The sequence below is a fragment of the Pseudarthrobacter sp. NPDC092202 genome, from assembly GCF_044755505.1.
In the GTDB taxonomy this organism is placed as follows: Bacteria; Actinomycetota; Actinomycetes; order Actinomycetales; family Micrococcaceae; genus Arthrobacter.
In genome coordinates this window covers 67660-84744 of record NZ_JBIVRG010000002.1, presented here as the reverse complement: position 1 = coordinate 84744, position 17085 = coordinate 67660, and the positions used below count along the sequence as shown (strand labels likewise).

The window sequence follows — 17085 nt, the reverse complement described above, 5'->3', positions numbered from 1 at the left end:
CGGTCTCTCGTCGGTCACTCCTTGCCGGAAGCGGGGCGGCTGCGCTCAGCGGATCTCTCGCACTGTCAGCGGCGATCGCCGAATCAGCCGCAGCCGCACCGGCCAGGACACCAGATCCGGCATCGAACGGCTCAATGTCAAAAGGATCACGCCGGATGCGCCCCGCCTATCACTTCAGTGTCCCGGACAACTGGAAGAACGACCCCCAGCGCCCCATCTACATGGACGGGGAATACCACTACTACTACCTGTACAACGCCGACTACCTGCAGGGCGGCGGAGGCACATCATGGCGCCGCGCCACCACCACGGACCACGTCGAATTCACTGACCACGGCGTCGCGATCCCGAAGTTCAGCGACGGCAACGGCGACTGCTGGTCCGGATCCCTTGTGGTGGACGAGCTGAACACGGCCGGATATGGCGAGGGCGCGGTGATCGCCCTGGTGACGCAGGCGCCCGAAGGCCGCCAGGCGCAGTACCTCTGGTACTCGACCGACCGCGGACGCTCGTTCAAGGCCGCCGGGGCCGCCCCGGTGCTGCCGAACCCGGGAGTACATGATTTCCGCGATCCCAAAGTCATCTGGGACGCTGACCGCGGACGCTGGTTCATGGCGAACGCCGAGGGGCAGAAGCTCGGCTTCTACACATCCGCCGACCTCCGCTCCTGGCAGCGCGTCGGCGAGTTCGTACGCACCGATCTAGGACTTTTGGAATGCCCTGATATCTTCCGCATGACCGCTGACGACGGCACCTCCCACTGGATCCTAGGCACGAGCGCCAACGGCAAGGGCCGCGGCCTGCCCGCGACCTACGCCTACTGGACCGGCACCTTCGACGGAACGTCGTTCACGCCTGACCAGCCCGAGCCTGAATGGCTCGACTACGGCTATGACTTCTACGGGGCAGTCACGTATCCCCACCACGACGCTTCCGGGGCGGAGGACGAGACTCTGCGCCGGGCCATCGGATGGGCGAACTTCTGGGACTACCCCCACAACACACCGACCCTTGAGACCGATGCCTACAACGGGGACGACATGATCGTGCGCGACATCCGCCTCAAACAGGCGCACGGCGGCTACCACCTCGTGTCCGCACCTACGTCAGCGCTGGAAAACCACGTGAAGCGCACCCACATGCTGGGCGACGTCGTCGTAAAAGGCACCCGCGACCTGGACGTCCGGTCATCCGCTTACGACCTGACGTGCGAGCTTGTCTGGGACCCCGCTTCCCCACCTGCCAACGTTGGCCTTGAAGTGTGCCGCGCAGAGGGCGGGGGCAGGCACGTTGCCGCCGGCGCATTCCTCCGGGGCCCCTTCGCCTACCTCAACAGGCGTCCAACGATCAACCCGACTGGCGGCGAAACCCAGACTCCGATCGACCCCTCGGCTGGACGGCTCAGCATCCGCATCCTCGTGGACCTCACAAGCGTGGAGATGTTCCTCGGGGACGGACGGGTGGTGCATTCGCACCGGGTGTTCCCCCTTGAAGGCGACAACGCAATCCGCCTTTACGCCCACGAGGGTGCCGCCACTTTCCGAGACCTGACCATCCGCGAAATCAAACCGATTCGGTAGTTCCAAAGCCCGGCTGCCGCGGCAAGCCATTCTGCAGGCCCGGTGACGGGCTTGCAGAATGGCTTGCCGCAGCACTCTTACTAATCCGGTATCGGGTCGGATCAGGCGCCCAGACGGGGACGCCCCGGCAGCAGCAGGACCAGGCGGGCAAGGCCCCTTCCGCAGTTAGTGCTGCCCCCGCGAAGGGATCCGACGTTCCGCTTTACCCGACCGAGCATGGCTGTTTAGGAGTAGGGCTCATCCTGCGGCGCCTGTTTTCTTGGCGTAGGCCGTGGCCTGGTCCCGCAGCTGCCTGATATAGGCATCAGACTGGTTGTACGCGTAAATGGCGTCTGTCCAGCCGTCCGCAGTTGTCAGGTCCCGGCTGCCGGCACACAGGTAGGTCGCTGCGCTGAGGGCGGCATCATCGATATTGAACGGGTCCGCCGTTCCATCCCCGTTCCCGTCCCGCCCTACGAGCTTCCACGTGGAAGGAATGAACTGCATCGGCCCCACAGCACGGTCCCAGCGGGCGTCCCCGTCGAGGACACCTGCGTCCGTGTCGGCGATGGCGGCGAACCCGGCACCGTTGAGAACCGGGCCCGTGACCGGGCGGCTCACCTGTCCCGATGCCGTGAGGCTGCCGCCGCCGTACGTTCCGTGTGCTGTTTCAACGAAGCCCACGGCCGCCAGGGTGTTCCAACCGATTCCGCACGCCGGAGCAGCAGCATTCACGGTTACCGCCGCCGCAACATACGCCCGCAGGGCACGGCCAGGAATTCCAGTCTCCTTTGCAGCCCGGAGCACCCACTCGGCATCCGGGTTTCTGGTGACGTTCACTGCGGTGGTCATACCGGAAGACATCGTTTCGAGCTCAGCCTCCGCTCGCGGCGGTGGAGAAAAAGCCCGACGGGCGTCCGCGGCAGGCTGCCCAAGCGCCCAGGACAAGGAAGCGGTGGTGACAGCAACCGTAAACAGGATAAGAACAACGAGGCGTCTGAGACGAAGCACCGACTAATCAAACCATCCAAAGCGCCCACCGTTGACAACGGTCTCAGCCGGGACTTCGTTCACTCCTGCGCCAAACCGACTCCGCCCCAGAGAGGTCACGCATCGAATGACCCGACGAGGGGGTCGCTGTCCCGACCGTGTTCGCTTCCAATAAGATCACTGCACCTGAGGAGGTGTGGGCTTCGTCTGAGACGGAGCACTGTCCTGAAGGAATTGCGTAATCTTCTTAGCCATGGCCGTTGACTGCGTCCATTGCAGGTTATGCAGACCCTGGAATTCGACGATTTGGTGACGGTTGACGCCCTTGAGCTGGTTCTTGTGCGACTCGAGCCAGTCGGGAATGGCAGCCACGCTGTCACTGGCAAGGAAGTGAAGGACGGGTATGTTCTGCGGATAGGTCATTCCGCGGAGTGCTGCAGCGTTGCTGGCAACCCGGGCGCTTTCGTCGGCGACTGCCGCGTTGCCGAAATTCCAGATTGTCATTTGGCGCATGCGTTCCAATTCGGTTTTGGTGAAGTCGTCGCCTGTCGGGTCTACCGATCCGGGAGCAATTGAGACGACTGTCCGGACCAGGCCAATGGCGGACAGTATCCCGGCGATATTGATGCCGCCAGCCGCGGATGGCTTCTCCAACTCCGTGGTGGGCACGGTGGGGGACAGCGGCTACTTCGCCAGGGTACCGGTTGGCATAGTCGAGTGTGTAGAAGCCCGCGATCGAATGCCCAGCCAAGACGTAGGGCTTCCCGATGTCGAGTGAGGACAGGGCCTCGTGAAGCTCAGTACTGGTGTTCTCCACGGTCCGATCGCGTGCGCCCATGTCGCTGTAGCCGTACCCGAAGCGCTCGACGACGATGACGTCGTAAGCAACGAGTTCCCTGATCAAAGGTGCGAAGTCCAGCGCCGGAGCTATCGTGCCCAGGCCGCTGAGCAGGACCAGGGGCTGCCCACCTTCGGTGCCCGCCCGAACGACGTTCAGTGAGCCTCCCGCGACTTCCACCAGTTCTCCGTACTGGGCTGTACCCCACCTCTCCTGCTGTTCCAGGAACGCGTTTGCCCCTGTGGATGCAAGCGTTGTGCCCAGCGCAGTGGCAGCGACGACGCCAAGTATTTTGCGAGTGCGACGGAAGGGCCGGCGACGTTTTGTGTGGTCTGTAAGCGAACTCATTGCTACTCCTGGTACAAGAGCCGGGCCAATGTCCGGCAGTGGTTGATTGCAGTCGACGTTTAGAAAATTGCGGGCAGCGGCTTTCTCTGCGTGTTCTGGTTAGGTTGCGGTCACCGATGCTGGCTGTGCCACAGAAGCCCCGTCGGCCGCTGCGGTACGAGGAATGGTGTGAAGCATCCAGGCTGCAAGGAAAGCGGCGGCTACGGCCAAACCAACCAGCCCAAGTTGCAGCACAGTTTCCGGGAACACCGTTCGCAGGGCGATGGGAAGTGAACTCGCCGTGTAGAGGATTATGGCGCTTCTGGGAACGCTTGACGTGACCCACAGCGCGAGCATGAAGATCACGGTACCCACGAGGAAGAGCATCGATACCACTGTGAGGGCAATACCCAAGGGACCTGAACGCAGGACGGCAACAACATCTTGGCCAATGTAGGGAAAGACGAGGTTGAGGACGAACTCAACCCCAACGAGGCCGGCCAGCGAAATTACGGAGATTACGGCACCTGAGGCTGCGAGGGTCCCGGCCTTGCGGGACATCAACAGATACATCCCGATCACCAATCCGATGGCCGCGATTTGAGCTATCGGTGCAGCGAGCTGGGTGAAAGGTGATGTGGGAATGATCCCTGCTCTTTTTGCCGCGTTGACCAGCAGGATTGCTGCTGAGATAAATCCGCCGAAGGCAAGGATCCTTATGAGTGCTGCAGGTAGGAGTATTTCGATTCTGGATGACATTTGGAGCTCTTATCTAAAGGGTTCTGCGCGAATAACGAGTGTGTAGGAGGTCTCATGAACGGGGGTGCCGGATAAGTTGAAACTAGGCGGGCGCTTAGTGACTTGGCGTCACCACTTGTGGTGATTGATGAGGTGGCTGGCCCTATATCTCCCCATTGACCGCCATCGTTTTCTTGTGTGAGGGCCATGCCTTCGAACCAATTGATCCAGGAAGGTAGTGACTCCCCCAAGGGCTTCGCAGGCCCTCAGATCAGGCCCTGCTCCTTGCCATGGCGCACTGCTTCCCGCCGGCTGTTGACCTCGAGCTTGGTGAAAATGCGTTTGGTATGGGTGCGCAGGGTGTTGACCGAGACAAAGAGCTGGCGGGCAATTTCCGGTCCGCTCAATGACGAGCCCAGTAACTTCAGTACCTCCAGCTCGCGTTTGCTCAGGTCCTCTGGCTGAGGTGCGGCAGCCCTCCTGATGGCTGTTGGAGGTTTCACGGTTTCCAGGGATCGGAGCAGCAGGGCGGTGTGGGCCGGGCCGGTGCCTTTGCCTGCTGCCTCGGCCAGCAGCGGCGCCAGGGGCGCGCCTTCATCAAGGAAGAGGCGGACGTAACCCTCCGGTCCGGCTTCCGCCAGGGCACGTTCCAGGGGCACCAGCGCCAGCGCGTGCTGGCCCTGGGCGTCCAGTGCGAGGGCCTGCAGCACGAGGATCTCGTAGGTGCTTCCTTTGCGTCCGGCTGCCTCCGCAGCTTTGAGCAGGCGCACGAGCAGGTCCGCCGCCTCCTGTATCGTCTTTTCTTCCGGCTGGACCCTGTATTGGGCGACGAGAAGGCGCACCAGGGTTAGGTGCTCAAATTCCCGCAGGTAGGTCAGTTCCCCCACCGCCAGCAGGCCGGTGCTGCGTGCCCACGCCAAGCCCTCTGACAGCAGCCCCTGCCTGATCGCTGCGCGCGCCTTCAACGCGGGGATGGGACGGATCTCCGGAAAAAATCCACGCCGGTACAGGAGCTGGGCCTGATCGAGGGATTCGATGGCCCCGGCCATGTCCCCCTCGGCTTCCCTTACGGCTGCCATCGCAACGAACCACCGGTAAGAGTGCTCGGTCAGGGGAGCGACGTGCCGGCCCAGCTCCTTACTGGTTTGAAGATGCCGGGCTGCGCTCTCCAAGTCCCCTAATTCAAGGCAGAGCTCGCTATAGCCCACATGCAGCTCAGCAGTGCCACGGGGCACGGAGCCCCCTTGGGCGGCCGGCCGGCCAAGGGCCCTCTCGTAGAGCTTTCGCGCTTCCTGAAGCTGTCCCGCGGCGACCCGCATGTCTGCCAGCAGGATGGTGCTGCTGAGTTCATCGGTGAGGTTTCCCGCTTCATGGAGGCTCAGGACTGCCTCTGAGAAGGTGTCGACAGCCGTATCAACGTCACCTTGCGCCCAGGAAGCCAGACCCAGAAACCCTGCTGCGGCCCCGCGGGCGAAATGGTCTTCCGGTGCGGCGAGTTCGAACGCCTCACGCGCGTGGTGTGCCGTGGCGGAGACGTCACCCCTGGCCTGAGCCAGTGAGGCCCGGTACATTGCGATGGTTGATGGCAGCATTCGGAACTCGTGCCCGCGGATTGATGTCGGGGCGGAGTCTGTTGGACCCTCTGCTGCAGCTTCCAGTCCCTGTTCAGCTGCCCGAAGCCAGGGCTCGACGGCGTCGAGGTCGCCGGAGACGAGCATGCGCCAGGCGTAGAAGACACTGAGCAGTGGGCGGGAACGGATCACCTTGTCAGGAAGCGCCGTCAGCCAGGCCAGCATCATGACATCCTGCCGGGTCCGGCGCATTTGCGGCAGAACCGCTTCGATCAGGTTGGCGGCCCGTTCAAAGTCCTCGGCCGCCAGTGCATGGTGGACCGCGTCCTCTGCCAGGTCATTCTGTTCGTACCATTCGCTTGCCAGTCGATGCAGCTCAGGTATACGGCCGGGCAGTTCCTGCCGGGCCCGTGCACGCAGGACTTCGGCGAACAGATGGTGATAGCGATACCACTGCCGCCGATCATCCAGTGGAATAACGAACAGATTGTCCCGGTCCAGCGCATCAAGCATGGCCTGGCCCCCGCCCACGCCTGTGAGTGCCTCACACAGACCTCCTGTCAGGTGGTCCAGGAGAGCGGTGGTCAACAGGAAGTTGCGGACTTCTTCCGGCTGACGCTGCAACACTTCCTCCACCAGGTAGTCGATGACGAAGCGATGGCTTCCCGTGAAAGCCCTGATGGACGCGGAGGCGTCCTCGTGCTCCCGTAGGGACAGCCCGGCCAGCTGGAGTCCCGCGATCCACCCCTCGGTCCGGGTCGCAAGAGCAGCGATGTCATCCGCTGAAAGACCCAAGTCCATGACCTGGTTGAGGAAATCAGCCGCTTCGTCCGGTGTGAAGCGCAGGTCGGCGGCCCGGAGCTCGGTCAGCTCGCCGCGGCTCCGCAGGCGGGCCAGCGACAGCGGCGGGTCCGATCTGGTGGCGATGGCCAGGTGCAGCTGTGGCGGCAGATGGTCCAGAAGAAACGCGAGGGCTTCATGAACCGGTCGTTCTTCAATGACGTGGTAGTCATCGAGCACGAGGATGAACTCTTTCCCGGACCGCGCTATGTCGTTGATCAGGGACGTCAGCACTGGTTCCGTCACCAGGACCTGATCGCTGTGCCTCATGCCTGTGATCTCTGCGCCGATTTCCGCGTCAACGCCCTGCAGGGCAGCAACAAGGTAGGCCAAGAAGCGTGACGGGTCGTTATCGTGCGCGTCCAGGGACAACCAGGCGATGTGTACGCCGGGGTGCTGCCGTCTGCGCTGGATGATCCACTCGCTGAGCAGGGTGGTTTTGCCGAAGCCCGCCGGAGCGCAAACGAGTGACAGCTTCCGGCTTGCGCCCAGTTCATCGTTGAGACGCTTGAGCAGCCGTGGCCGGGAAGTGATCTGCGGGCGCGGTGCCGGAAAAAAGAGCTTCGTAGCCAGCACAGGCGTCGGCATGCCCCCAGTATAGGGGTCCGGGTTGCCCGGATCTCACCCCGTCAATCACATCCTTGGGTGACGCCTGGTCACCCCATTGGTTCCTACGTTTGAGTCATCCGTAGCACTCGGCCACGGACACGCGGAAACAAGGAGCCGGACATGTCCATCACCGCCACCAAGCTCGCCGGGGCGGCTGGCCTGAGCGCCATTGCCGCAGGATTGCTGTTTGCTGCCGTCCAGATCAACCATCCCCATCTGGATGCCACCTTTGTCACCACAACCGAATGGACGGTCCGGCAAGGGATGAAGGTGCTGATGGCCGCTTTGGCGCTCGTTGGAATCACGGGAATGTACCTGCGCCAGACCAAGGAGACTGGGGTCCTTGGCCTGATCGGGTACGTCCTTTTCAGCGCAGGCTACCTCACCATGCTGAGCGTCGAAACCATTGCAATGGTCGTCCTCCCATCCATCGCCGAGAGCGCGCCCGGCTACGTCAACGACGTCCTTGCCGTGTCCACAAACGGCAGTGCGGCCGGTGACATTGGCCTGATCCAGCCACTCATCTCGTTCATGGGAATCGCTTACCTGGGCGGCGGCCTGCTTTTCGCTATCGCCCTCTTCCGCGCAAAGATCCTCGTCCGTTGGTCTGCAGTACTGCTCGCCGTTGGCGCCCTTGCTCCTATTGCGATCCTGGTGCTGCCGCAGATCAACTTCAGACTGTTCGCCTTGCCCAACGCTGTCGCCCTGGTCGCCCTCGGATTCTCCTTGTGGCGCGAGCAGCGCACGGTCACCGGTCAGTCCGTGCACAAGGTCGCGAGCTCGTCGCTCGACCCGGCCGGTGCCAAGTAACCATCCACGCTGTAGAAGGCCTTACCAGGTCAACGCCCGGCTCAGGCGATACCCAAGGTGTGGCTTGTCCAGGAGGGCCACACGTCCCCCGACGCTTGCATCTATGGCCCCCGCCGCAACCTCAGGTGCGGCCTGTCTCATGAGCCCACATGGCGAGCTCGACCCGATTACGCGCGCCCAGCTTGCGCATCAGGCTGGCCAGATGGGTCTTAACGGTGCTGGGACTGATGTGGAGATCGATGGCGATCTCACTGTTGGTTCGGCCCTGCGCCACGGGTAGGAGCACTTGCTCCTCCCGGGAGGTGAGCGGTTCTATCGGCTGCGCGGACGGTGCCTTCTGCGACCTGGCAAACGCCGCAAGCAGGCGGACGGTCACGCCGGGAGCGATCAGGGCATCACCGTCGGCTGCGGCATGGATCGCCTGGGTCAGCAGCGCAGGTCCGGCGTCCTTGAGCAGGAAGCCCCGGGCGCCGGCCTTCAACGCCCCATGGACGTACTCGTCGAGGTCAAAAGTGGTGATCACCACGATCGGCAGGGGGTCGGTGACCTCGGGTCCGGCGAGCTGGCGGGTGGCTTCGATACCGTTCATCAGCGGCATGCGGATGTCGAACAAGCACACGTCCGGGTGCAGCTGACGCGCCAGGGCCACCGCCTGTCGCCCATCGGTGGCGGCACCCACGACCTCGATGTCGGGCTGGGCGTTCAGCAGCATCGTCAGGCCGCTGCGCACAATGTCTTGATCGTCGGCGATGAGCACCCGGATGGTCATCGGGGGGCGCCCGCTCGGGGCAGTATCGCCTCAACCCGCCAGCCACCGCCCGCGGACGGGCCGGCGTGGAACGTGCCACCCAGCAGCTCGGCGCGTTCCCGCATACCGACCAGGCCGAAGCCCGACGGGCTGCCGCCGGCCGTGCTGACGGCACCATCGTCATCGACCGTCAACCGCACCTGCTCGGCGTCACCCACGACACGCACGTCTACCCGCGTCGCGGAGCGGGCGTGCCGTCGCGCGTTGGTGACCGACTCCTGGGTCAGCCGGTAGAGCGCGGCACCAACCACAGGGCTGAGATCGTCGAGCTCACCGGACAGCTCAACATCGACCTGTGGCACTCCCCCGGCTTGACCGGCGAGCCGCCCGAGGTCCGCCACGCCCTGGCTTGGCGCGAAGTCCGCCCCCTCGGAGGCACGCAGGACACCCACCATGGTGCGCAACTCGGTCAGCGTTCGCGAGGCCGCGTCCTCGATGACCGCAAGAACCTCAGCGGCACGCTCAGGGTGCGATGTTGCGACGGCACGTCCCGCCTGGGCCTGGATGACGATCCCGGAGACGTGGTGGGCGACCGTGTCGTGGAGGTCACGCGCCAACTGCTCACGCTCCAGAGCTTTGGCCTCGTCAATGTCGCGGGTGCGCGCGGACGCGTAGTAACGGATTGCAGCGCCCAGGGCTGCCGCGAACAGGAAGAAGGCGAATGCACCCACCACATCTGCCTGGCTGGTCGGATCGGCGACGTGCGTGATGACCAGCCAGGCCAGGATGACCACCAGACCGATCACTGCCTCCCGGCCGGCTCCCCACCGGAACAGCGCGTAGGCCAAGACGAGCACGCCCCCGATGCTCGTCAAGAGACGAGCATCCTCGCCCGCGAGGATCCTCGCAACGTCGACAGCCGTCAGCGTGCCGAAGGAGACCGCGACCGCCGCCAGCGGGTGGGTGCGGCGCCACCACAAGGGAGCAAGGACCACAACCATGGCGGCGAGCACCAGCGGGCGCCACATTATGTCCTCACGGAGCACCGCCTCCACCACCGACCACACCAGGAGCACCCCGACGAGCACCCCATCCCGCCACACCCGCCGCGGCGGATTCGCCGGTCGAGGCTCAGCCCACAACGAGCGCAACGCCTTCGTCACCATCTGTCCAGCTTAGAACCAGAGCGGCACCGGCGGATCAGCCGAAAGCACGAGAAGGAGACCATGCCATCGGCCAGTCAAACTCCAGCCTCCGGGCCGATGTGCCCGCCGCCGGACTCAGCGATCGTGGAACTACCGATCCTCACCACAACAACGGAGTCCATGATGAGAACACGTCAACCCACCACCACACTGGAAGACCAGCGGATCCCGGTGCAAGCCAAGCTCGCCGCAGCCTGGGCCAGTTTGATGTTCTTCTACATCTACATCGACTACTTCCACCTTTACCAACCCGGCGCCATCGACCAAATCCGGGGTGGCGGCATCTTTGAGTTCAACATCACCCCGACGTTGATGACCATTTTCGTCGCGGTCATAGGAATCCCGGCCCTGATGGTGATGCTCTCCATGACGCTGCCCGCCCGGGTGAACCGCGCCACGAACCTCGTCGTGGCAACGCTCTACATCCCCATCACGGTGTTCAACGCGGCAGGGGCGTCCTGGGACTGGGCTCTTTACTACGGCTTCCACATCGCAATCGAGGTGCTGCTCCTGGCCTTCATCCTGCGCTCCGCCTGGATCTGGCCCCAGACCGCATTGTCAGCGAACATGCCGACCAGGGGTCAGGCCGACCGCGCCCAGCAGCAAGCGTGAACCCACGAGCAGCCCCTGTCCTGTTCGGAGCCGTCTGCCTCAGTGCTTCGGTGTGGGTATCGGGCTTGCGCACATAATCCTAAGCATGCTTATGATGGTTCCAGTCGGATGGGGATGCGACTGTGAGGGGAATCGAGAAGGGTGCGCTCAGCGAACGGGGCGCACCTTTTTCGTGCTCTGATGCTGCGGTGTTGCGGCCGGGATTCCCGGCTCCTCGGTCCTAGACTTTCGGCATGCACCCCTTAGTGGCGATCGGCCTGGTGTTCCTCACCGCGATTGCCTGGACGGTCACCATCCTGACCATGCTGATTGTTCGGGTCAAAGACCGGCGCCGGCCGCCCACAGAAGTCAGACACGCACTCCAGGGTGCGGAGATCCAAAGCTCCGAAGAAAGGGCCGCTTAGCTTAGACCGGGCGCCACCGGCACCGCCCTTGAGCCCATAAACCGGCCCGCTTGGCCCGGGTGCAGCAGCTTAGGGCTCAGGAAGAATTGCGGAGTGACGCAGGGCGGGCATCTTCCCAGCGTTATCAAGCGTGGGCTAACCACACTCCCCATTACGGCAAACCGAATAACTTGCCGAATCGGAAAGTCTCTTTATAGACTTTCCAATATGGAAAACGACTTTGAAGGGCGTCCATCGTCCGAGGAGGCCGCTGCCAGTCTCCGGGACCTGGGTGCCGACAGGCAGGCCCTGGCCGATAGGGTGCAGGTCCCGACGATGCTGCTGGCCGCGCTCGGAGGCGTGGCTGCCTGGTGGGTGGCTGGGGCTGCAGTGGCCAACCCGGGTGGGAACTACGAGCCGCCAACGTCCGGGTGGCTGGGCTTGGTCGCAGCTTTGGTGATAGCTCACTTGATCCGCCGCGAAACCGGAATCCGCTTCCGCAAGATGGGGCCCCGGGCGGCCCTGGTGATGGCTGCCATTCCCGTGCTCTGCCTGATCCTGTTCTCAATCTCGCTCGGTCTGGTTTCCTTCGGCGCGCGCTGGGCGGTCCTGCTGACCAGCTTTTCCGCCTTCGGCTTGGTCACGTGGCTCGGCGGCATCGCCTTCCGCTCGGCACTGGACCAGCTGCGACGATGACCAAAGCGCTGTTCGATGAACTGATCCATGCCCCGGTACGGCTCCGGATCTGCGGGTTGTTGCGGCAGGTAGAGCAGATGGATTTCGCTGTACTGCGCGACACCCTCGACGTCTCAGACGCGACCCTTTCAAAGCACCTCAAGACCCTGACGGAGGCTGGATATGTCAGCCTGAGCAAAGCCGCATCGGTCTCTCGCAGCGACGCCCGCCGCCTGACCTGGATTGCCCTCACCCCGGCAGGGCGAAACGCCTTCGGCGCGCACCTGCGTGCTTTGCAGGAGATCGCCGGCCTCCCCGACTGAACCTCCTCACCGGCCCATTGAGACCAAAGGGGCTACCAGTCGAAAGCTACGTCTGGCATCCCCCTGCCTTTGGCCCAGTCAGGCCTGGTGGAGAGGAAAAGCTTCTCGTCAGCCCAGAGAGGACGCGGCCATAATGGGTTTATGAGCCTGGGAACGGCGATCAGGGCACTCCACCACCTCGGCACCTGCGGCGGTCAGTATGCCACCGGGTGAAGTGGCCTTCGGGATCGAAGTCGCAGCAAACGAAAGAAGCGGCACGTTGTGCCAGGCCGTCGTCGTGACCTCCAGGGGCGGGCGGGCGGCCAAGCCCGGTGGCATGCCCTCCGCCGCGAGCACGTTAAGGGGCGGCCGCGTGCATGCGGTGCTGACGATCCCGTCATGACCGGACAGCCACGGCAGCGCCTGCCGCTCGACGTCATATTCCTCAGCGGTGACATCGGGGGGAACCTCCCGCCGACTTTCGCGATCGCCGGAGAACTCGCGCGGCGCGGGCATCACGTGACCATTGCCGGCGTGCGCGTGCGCGCCCAGGGGTCAGCCCCCGCAGGCGTGACGATGGTGCAGTTGCCCGCCCTGGCACGAATGGACGTCACCAGGCCTACGGGGACGTTCGGACATTGGCCTGCGCTAATGCGGATGGCACTGGGGCGAGCGACCGCCCGGGATGTCCGGTCTTTGCTTGCCAGACAACGCGCCGATGCGATCGTTGTTGACGGCGTCATGCTGACTTCGCTGCGCGAAGCCCTCAGTACGGGCACCCCGTCCGCCGTGCTGTTTCATTCACTTGGGAAGTTCTGGGAGCAGGGCATGGGCAACCCTGCCGTGAACGCGGCGCTCCGGCCGTTTGGCCTCAGCCCCATGGCTCTCCTTGAGCGGTGCGCTGCGCGGCTCCTGCCCACTGACCGCGACATAGATCCGGCCGGGCAAGGAAGGTGCCGGATCGCGTTCGACTGGATCGGCACAACGGAGCACGCAACTCCCCCAGCCCTCCGCGCTGCCGGAATCCCGCCGCTCGTCCTGGTCAGCCTCAGTACCGTCTGGCAGAAGAACCAAGAGGACGTGTACCGGAGGATCATCACCGCGCTGGGGCAGCTGACAAAGGGAGCATCAGCGGTGCGGGCCATAGTGACCTCCGGCGGAGTGCCGATAAAAAACGTGCAGCCGCTGCCAGCCAACGTGGAGCTTTTAGGCCGAATCCCCCACGAGCACATCATGCCTCACGCCGACCTTGTCATCGGCCACGGCGGACACTCCACGACCCTCAAAGCCCTCGCCCACGGGATCCCCCTCCTGGTGCTGCCGCTGGACCCCTCGTCCGACCAGCCACTCATAGGCAAGGTCATCGAACGCAACATGCTCGGCCGCACCCTCTCCGCAAGCGTGCCCCCGGAAATTATCGGCCAAACCATTCATGACATCCTCACCGACCACGCGGTCATCGCAGCGACCGCACGCACGGGCGGACGCCTCCGCGCCCAGAACGGAGCGCGGAACGGAGCCGACTGCATCGAAAGGATCGGGTACGGTCCCTGAGGCAGGCACGCCTTCGGGCGCCAGCAGAACGTGGCGGGAGCCGAAAACCCCCTCTTACCGGGTGGCCACCCGGCCCACCCCTCGGGGCATTGCTGACGGTGCCGCTAACTCTGCATCATCCGGCGGCTTCCCCGCCTGTCAGGCCGGGTGCCAGCCGTCTTGCACCTCTCCTTCGACGGGGTGGGTGATGGCTGCGGTCAGGCCGGTGATCCGCGCGGCGGGTATCCACAGTCCGATCTCTGTCCCCTGCGAGCCCCTCGACCGCACGGCCGTGATCTCTGCGCCCCGCGGTGGCACCGGGGAGCGCCGTGTCGGAATGTCCGGGAGCTCCCAGGAGGCGCGCAAGGAACGGCGCCTGAGGGGGCCCGGCGGAATGGTGCCGGGCAGTGTAGCGACGACCGTGAGGACATGGGGCGGTTCGGTCGCGGGATCGGCGCTGGTCAGCAGGCTCGCCACGTAGCCGCGGCCGGCGATCCGGAAGACGTCGATGATCTTCAGGGTCAGCTCGGGCCGCGGCTCGACCCAGCCGGGGATGAGCAGGGTCTGCTCCGCAACCCGCCCGAGCGGGTCTGCCACGCGCACGATCGCCTGGACCGGCACGGACGGGTCGTCGCGGCGGCCCCAGACCAGCAGCGGCGTGCGCCCGGCCTCGCGCGGCAGCCGCTGCACGACGGGGCCGGCGGTGGTGTCCGGCGGGGTGGACTCATTCGCCACGCGCGCCGTCGCCTCGAGCGGCTGGACCGGAGCGGTGACCGCGCCCAGCGCCACTTGGACCGTGTGCGACCCCGCGGGTACCACCCGGTCGGCGGCGGACGTTCCGGTGCGGATCAACATGCCTGTATGGTCGGCCCCGACCACCTCCGCGACCAGCGAGTCGAGCTGCGGCGCCGCCGAGGGCAGGACGACGGCGCTGACTACGTCCGAGGCCGGCGACACCAGGCCGCGCACGGCGGAGACGGGCACCGTGCGCTCCGGTACGGCGACGGCCCGCAGGTGCCAGGGCTCCCACGAGGGCGGCAGGGCGCCGGACCAGTCCGCGGTCCAGACCCGCTGGCGGGTGATCGGGTCCAGCCGGGGATCCGCCGTCACCGGATCGAACGCGGCGCCGGCAGGCACCTGTGCCAGCGGCGGCCCCATGGTCAGGTGGTCGCGGGCCGCGAGCTCGGAGCGGGTCGCGAACACCTCGAAGGCCGTGACGGGGATCGGTGAGGCCGCCTCGATGGCCACGGTGAGGCTGCCGTCGGGCTGGACGGCAGGCCGGACGAGGGGCATGGCAGGGCGCCGCAGCCGGGGTGCGGCGGCCGCCTGCAGGTGGGCGTGCGCGGGCAGGCCGCCGCCCGGGCCCGGCCAGGGGGACTCGACCCCTGTGGTCGTGACGGCAGTGACGAGAAACAGGTGGATGTCCTCGCTCCCCCGGGCCAGGGTGAGATCGGCGGCGGCCGGGACGGCCGGCACCTCGGCGGCCCGGCGGAAACCGAGGGGGCGCTGGGCGGCGGACGCGGCGTCGTACAGGTCCCACAACTGCTGGAGCCGGACGCCTGGAAGGAGTGTCCGGTCCGGCGGGCTGCCGGGTGCGAGCCGCTGGCGCAGCGTGGTCTCCGAGGCCTCCCAGACGACGACCCGGTCCACGTGCGGGCCGGACAGGCCCGACCAGCCCACCTTCACGTGGGACACGCCCTGGGCGTCCGGGGTGCTGCCCAGTGGCACTCCCGGCGGCAGCGGCGGCGGCGTGGGCACGGCGGGGACAGGGTTGCCCGCGACCGCCGTGGCAGGTTGTGCGGGCACGGGCACCCAGACGCTGGGGGCGGCTATGCCGGGCGCGGTCTGCCGGGCCCAGACCCGGACTCCCCAGCGCGAGACTGCCCCGAAGTCCAGGCCGGGCCCGGGCACCGTGAACCGGTAGGAGCGCGCCTCGCCGCCCTGCTCCGGGGCGCCCCAGCTCGGCGCGACCGAGCCGTCCTCGCGCAGCGGCACCACGGTCCCCGCAGTCGCCGTGGCCGCGTCGCCTGTGAACGTGAGGGTGCTGTCCAGCCCGAGGTTGGGCGCCGGCGGGGGCAGTGGCGGCGGCGCCCCGAACGGCGGCGGCGTCGCGCCGGTGGGCATTGGGTAGAACACCGCGCGCAGCTCAATCGCCGCGGGCGTGCGCTGCGTCCACTCTGTGGCCAGGTCCGCGGTCAGCACGGAGGGGCAGACCGGGGATCCCGCGTACGTGGCCACGAGCCCCAGGTGTGCGAGCCGCGGCGGCGCCACACCGGGCGAGGAGGTGGTCAGCTCCACGTCCTCCCAGCGCGACCAGATGCCGAAGATGTCGCACTGCGCGACCCCGTACCCCCGGTCAATCGACCCGTCGACGGGCAGCTCCTGGTCGCCCTGGACGACCTTCGGCCGGTCCCCGCCGGCCACGGTGGTGTCGTGGGCGTCGGGGCGGGGGATGGCCCGCGGCTGCGACCCGCCGAGCAGCCGCTCCGGCATCAGGTCCTCGGCAGATCCCGCGCCGTGGCGCCAGCCGGCGAAGGCATGCGCCACCGGCCCGGTCATCGTCGCCAGGCGCGGGCCCGGCCGCCAGCTGACCTCGATCGCCTCGTGGAACGGCCCGTTGGGGAGCGCGGGCGGCAGCAGCGCCGCCCGGGCGGCCCGCAGGTCCACGACCGGCGGCACCACCGCATGCCGCTGCACCGGCGGGATGTACGCGGCCACCTCGACGCCGTCGCCGAGGACCGAGCGCCGGTAGTGCCCGGTGACGAGGTACTCGAGCTCGCCCCGCTGGTCGGGCATAAGCTCGGCCAGGTCGGCGGCCCGGTAGGCGGTGCCGAAGCCCGTCGCAAGGTTCGCCGCCGGGTCGGTACCCGCGGCCAGCAGCAGGAGGGCGAGCGGCTTGAGCCGGGCTGTCGCAGGCTGGTCGGCGGCGGTGCCGTCGGCGCGGGAGGGAGGGGCGACGGCGCGCCGGTCCTCGAGCGCGTGCTGGTCCGTCTCGCCGGTTCCGGACGCGTAGAGCGGGCGCAGCTCGGGCAGGAGGAACTTGCGGGTCTCCTCGACCAGCCCGTCGGGGTCCGAGGGCTTCCAGGGCGGGGCGGTCCGGCCGGTCTCAGTCACGGGGTACCAGCCGAGCGGCACCCCGGCCCGGTCGATGCGCTGGGCGGCGGCCTTCGTTGGAGCGGTCGGGGCGACGACGAGGCCCTGCTCGTCGGGAACGTACGCGCCGAGCTCGTGGCCGTCAACCGGCAGGCCGACGCGCTCGAGCGGCTGCCAGTCGTCGGCGTCGACCACCTCCTGCACGGTCTGGATCCGCACCGCGAGCGCGTGCGCGTTGACCAGGACGGCGTG

Annotated in this window: 14 protein-coding genes; 7 read left to right on the top strand and 7 right to left on the bottom strand. The window is 66.2% G+C overall.

Features of this window, described 5'->3' with window-relative positions:
- The first annotated feature begins 155 nt into the window (after positions 1 to 155).
- A complete protein-coding gene (locus ACIQF4_RS03800) occupies positions 156 to 1580 on the top strand; it encodes a glycoside hydrolase family 32 protein (protein WP_400515778.1) in 1425 nt (474 codons plus the stop codon).
- 237 nt (positions 1581 to 1817) lie between these two features.
- Here ACIQF4_RS03800 and ACIQF4_RS03795 read toward each other — a convergent pair whose 3' ends face one another.
- The 4 genes from ACIQF4_RS03795 to ACIQF4_RS03780 all read right to left on the bottom strand — a co-directional run bounded on the left by ACIQF4_RS03795 (position 1818) and on the right by ACIQF4_RS03780 (position 7451).
- Positions 1818 to 2411, bottom strand: a complete 594-nt coding sequence (locus tag ACIQF4_RS03795) for a lytic transglycosylase domain-containing protein (RefSeq protein ID WP_400515696.1) — start codon at positions 2409 to 2411, stop codon at positions 1818 to 1820.
- Positions 2412 to 2925: 514 nt separating this feature from the next.
- Positions 2926 to 3735, bottom strand: a complete 810-nt coding sequence (locus tag ACIQF4_RS03790; RefSeq protein ID WP_400515700.1) for an alpha/beta fold hydrolase — start codon at positions 3733 to 3735, stop codon at positions 2926 to 2928.
- 99 nt (positions 3736 to 3834) lie between these two features.
- Complete coding sequence (locus ACIQF4_RS03785) at positions 3835 to 4473, bottom strand: hypothetical protein (RefSeq protein WP_400515702.1); 639 nt, start codon at positions 4471 to 4473, stop codon at positions 3835 to 3837.
- A gap of 245 nt (positions 4474 to 4718) precedes the next feature.
- Positions 4719 to 7451 (bottom strand): LuxR C-terminal-related transcriptional regulator, encoded by a 2733-nt coding sequence (locus ACIQF4_RS03780; RefSeq protein ID WP_400515703.1) that lies wholly within the window; start codon positions 7449 to 7451, stop codon positions 4719 to 4721.
- A gap of 141 nt (positions 7452 to 7592) precedes the next feature.
- On the opposite strand from ACIQF4_RS03780, the gene ACIQF4_RS03775 reads away from it, so the two are divergent.
- On the top strand, positions 7593 to 8282 hold the full coding sequence (locus ACIQF4_RS03775) for a hypothetical protein (RefSeq protein ID WP_350002314.1): 690 nt from the start codon (positions 7593 to 7595) through the stop codon (positions 8280 to 8282).
- Positions 8283 to 8403: 121 nt separating this feature from the next.
- Here the strand turns inward: ACIQF4_RS03775 and ACIQF4_RS03770 are convergent, their stop codons facing one another.
- Positions 8404 to 9051 carry a response regulator gene (locus ACIQF4_RS03770; RefSeq protein ID WP_400515705.1) on the bottom strand — a complete coding sequence of 216 codons (648 nt, stop codon included), beginning with the start codon at positions 9049 to 9051 and terminating at the stop codon, positions 8404 to 8406.
- Positions 9048 to 10133: a sensor histidine kinase gene (locus ACIQF4_RS03765; protein WP_400515707.1), complete on the bottom strand. Its 1086-nt coding sequence runs from the start codon at positions 10131 to 10133 to the stop codon at positions 9048 to 9050. Before ACIQF4_RS03765 ends, ACIQF4_RS03770 begins: the two co-directional genes overlap by 4 nt.
- A 225-nt stretch (positions 10134 to 10358) precedes the next feature.
- Here ACIQF4_RS03765 and ACIQF4_RS03760 point away from each other — a divergent pair, with 225 nt between their 5' ends.
- The 5 genes from ACIQF4_RS03760 to ACIQF4_RS03740 all read left to right on the top strand — a co-directional run bounded on the left by ACIQF4_RS03760 (position 10359) and on the right by ACIQF4_RS03740 (position 13761).
- Positions 10359 to 10847, top strand: a complete 489-nt coding sequence (locus ACIQF4_RS03760; RefSeq protein ID WP_400579841.1) for a DUF6326 family protein — start codon at positions 10359 to 10361, stop codon at positions 10845 to 10847.
- A gap of 233 nt (positions 10848 to 11080) precedes the next feature.
- Positions 11081 to 11251 (top strand): hypothetical protein, encoded by a 171-nt coding sequence (locus ACIQF4_RS03755; protein WP_350002310.1) that lies wholly within the window; start codon positions 11081 to 11083, stop codon positions 11249 to 11251.
- Between the two features lie 207 nt (positions 11252 to 11458).
- Entirely contained in the window at positions 11459 to 11926 is a 468-nt protein-coding gene (locus ACIQF4_RS03750; protein ID WP_400515710.1) for a hypothetical protein, read from the top strand.
- Positions 11923 to 12228, top strand: a complete 306-nt coding sequence (locus tag ACIQF4_RS03745) for a transcriptional regulator (RefSeq protein ID WP_400515711.1) — start codon at positions 11923 to 11925, stop codon at positions 12226 to 12228. The genes ACIQF4_RS03750 and ACIQF4_RS03745 overlap by 4 nt, the downstream gene beginning before the upstream one ends.
- Before the next feature lie 378 nt (positions 12229 to 12606).
- Entirely contained in the window at positions 12607 to 13761 is a 1155-nt protein-coding gene (locus ACIQF4_RS03740; protein ID WP_400515712.1) for a glycosyltransferase, read from the top strand.
- 138 nt (positions 13762 to 13899) lie between these two features.
- Here ACIQF4_RS03740 and ACIQF4_RS03735 read toward each other — a convergent pair whose 3' ends face one another.
- Complete coding sequence (locus tag ACIQF4_RS03735; RefSeq protein ID WP_400515713.1) at positions 13900 to 16854, bottom strand: hypothetical protein; 2955 nt, start codon at positions 16852 to 16854, stop codon at positions 13900 to 13902.
- Between the last annotated feature and the right edge of the window lie 231 nt (positions 16855 to 17085).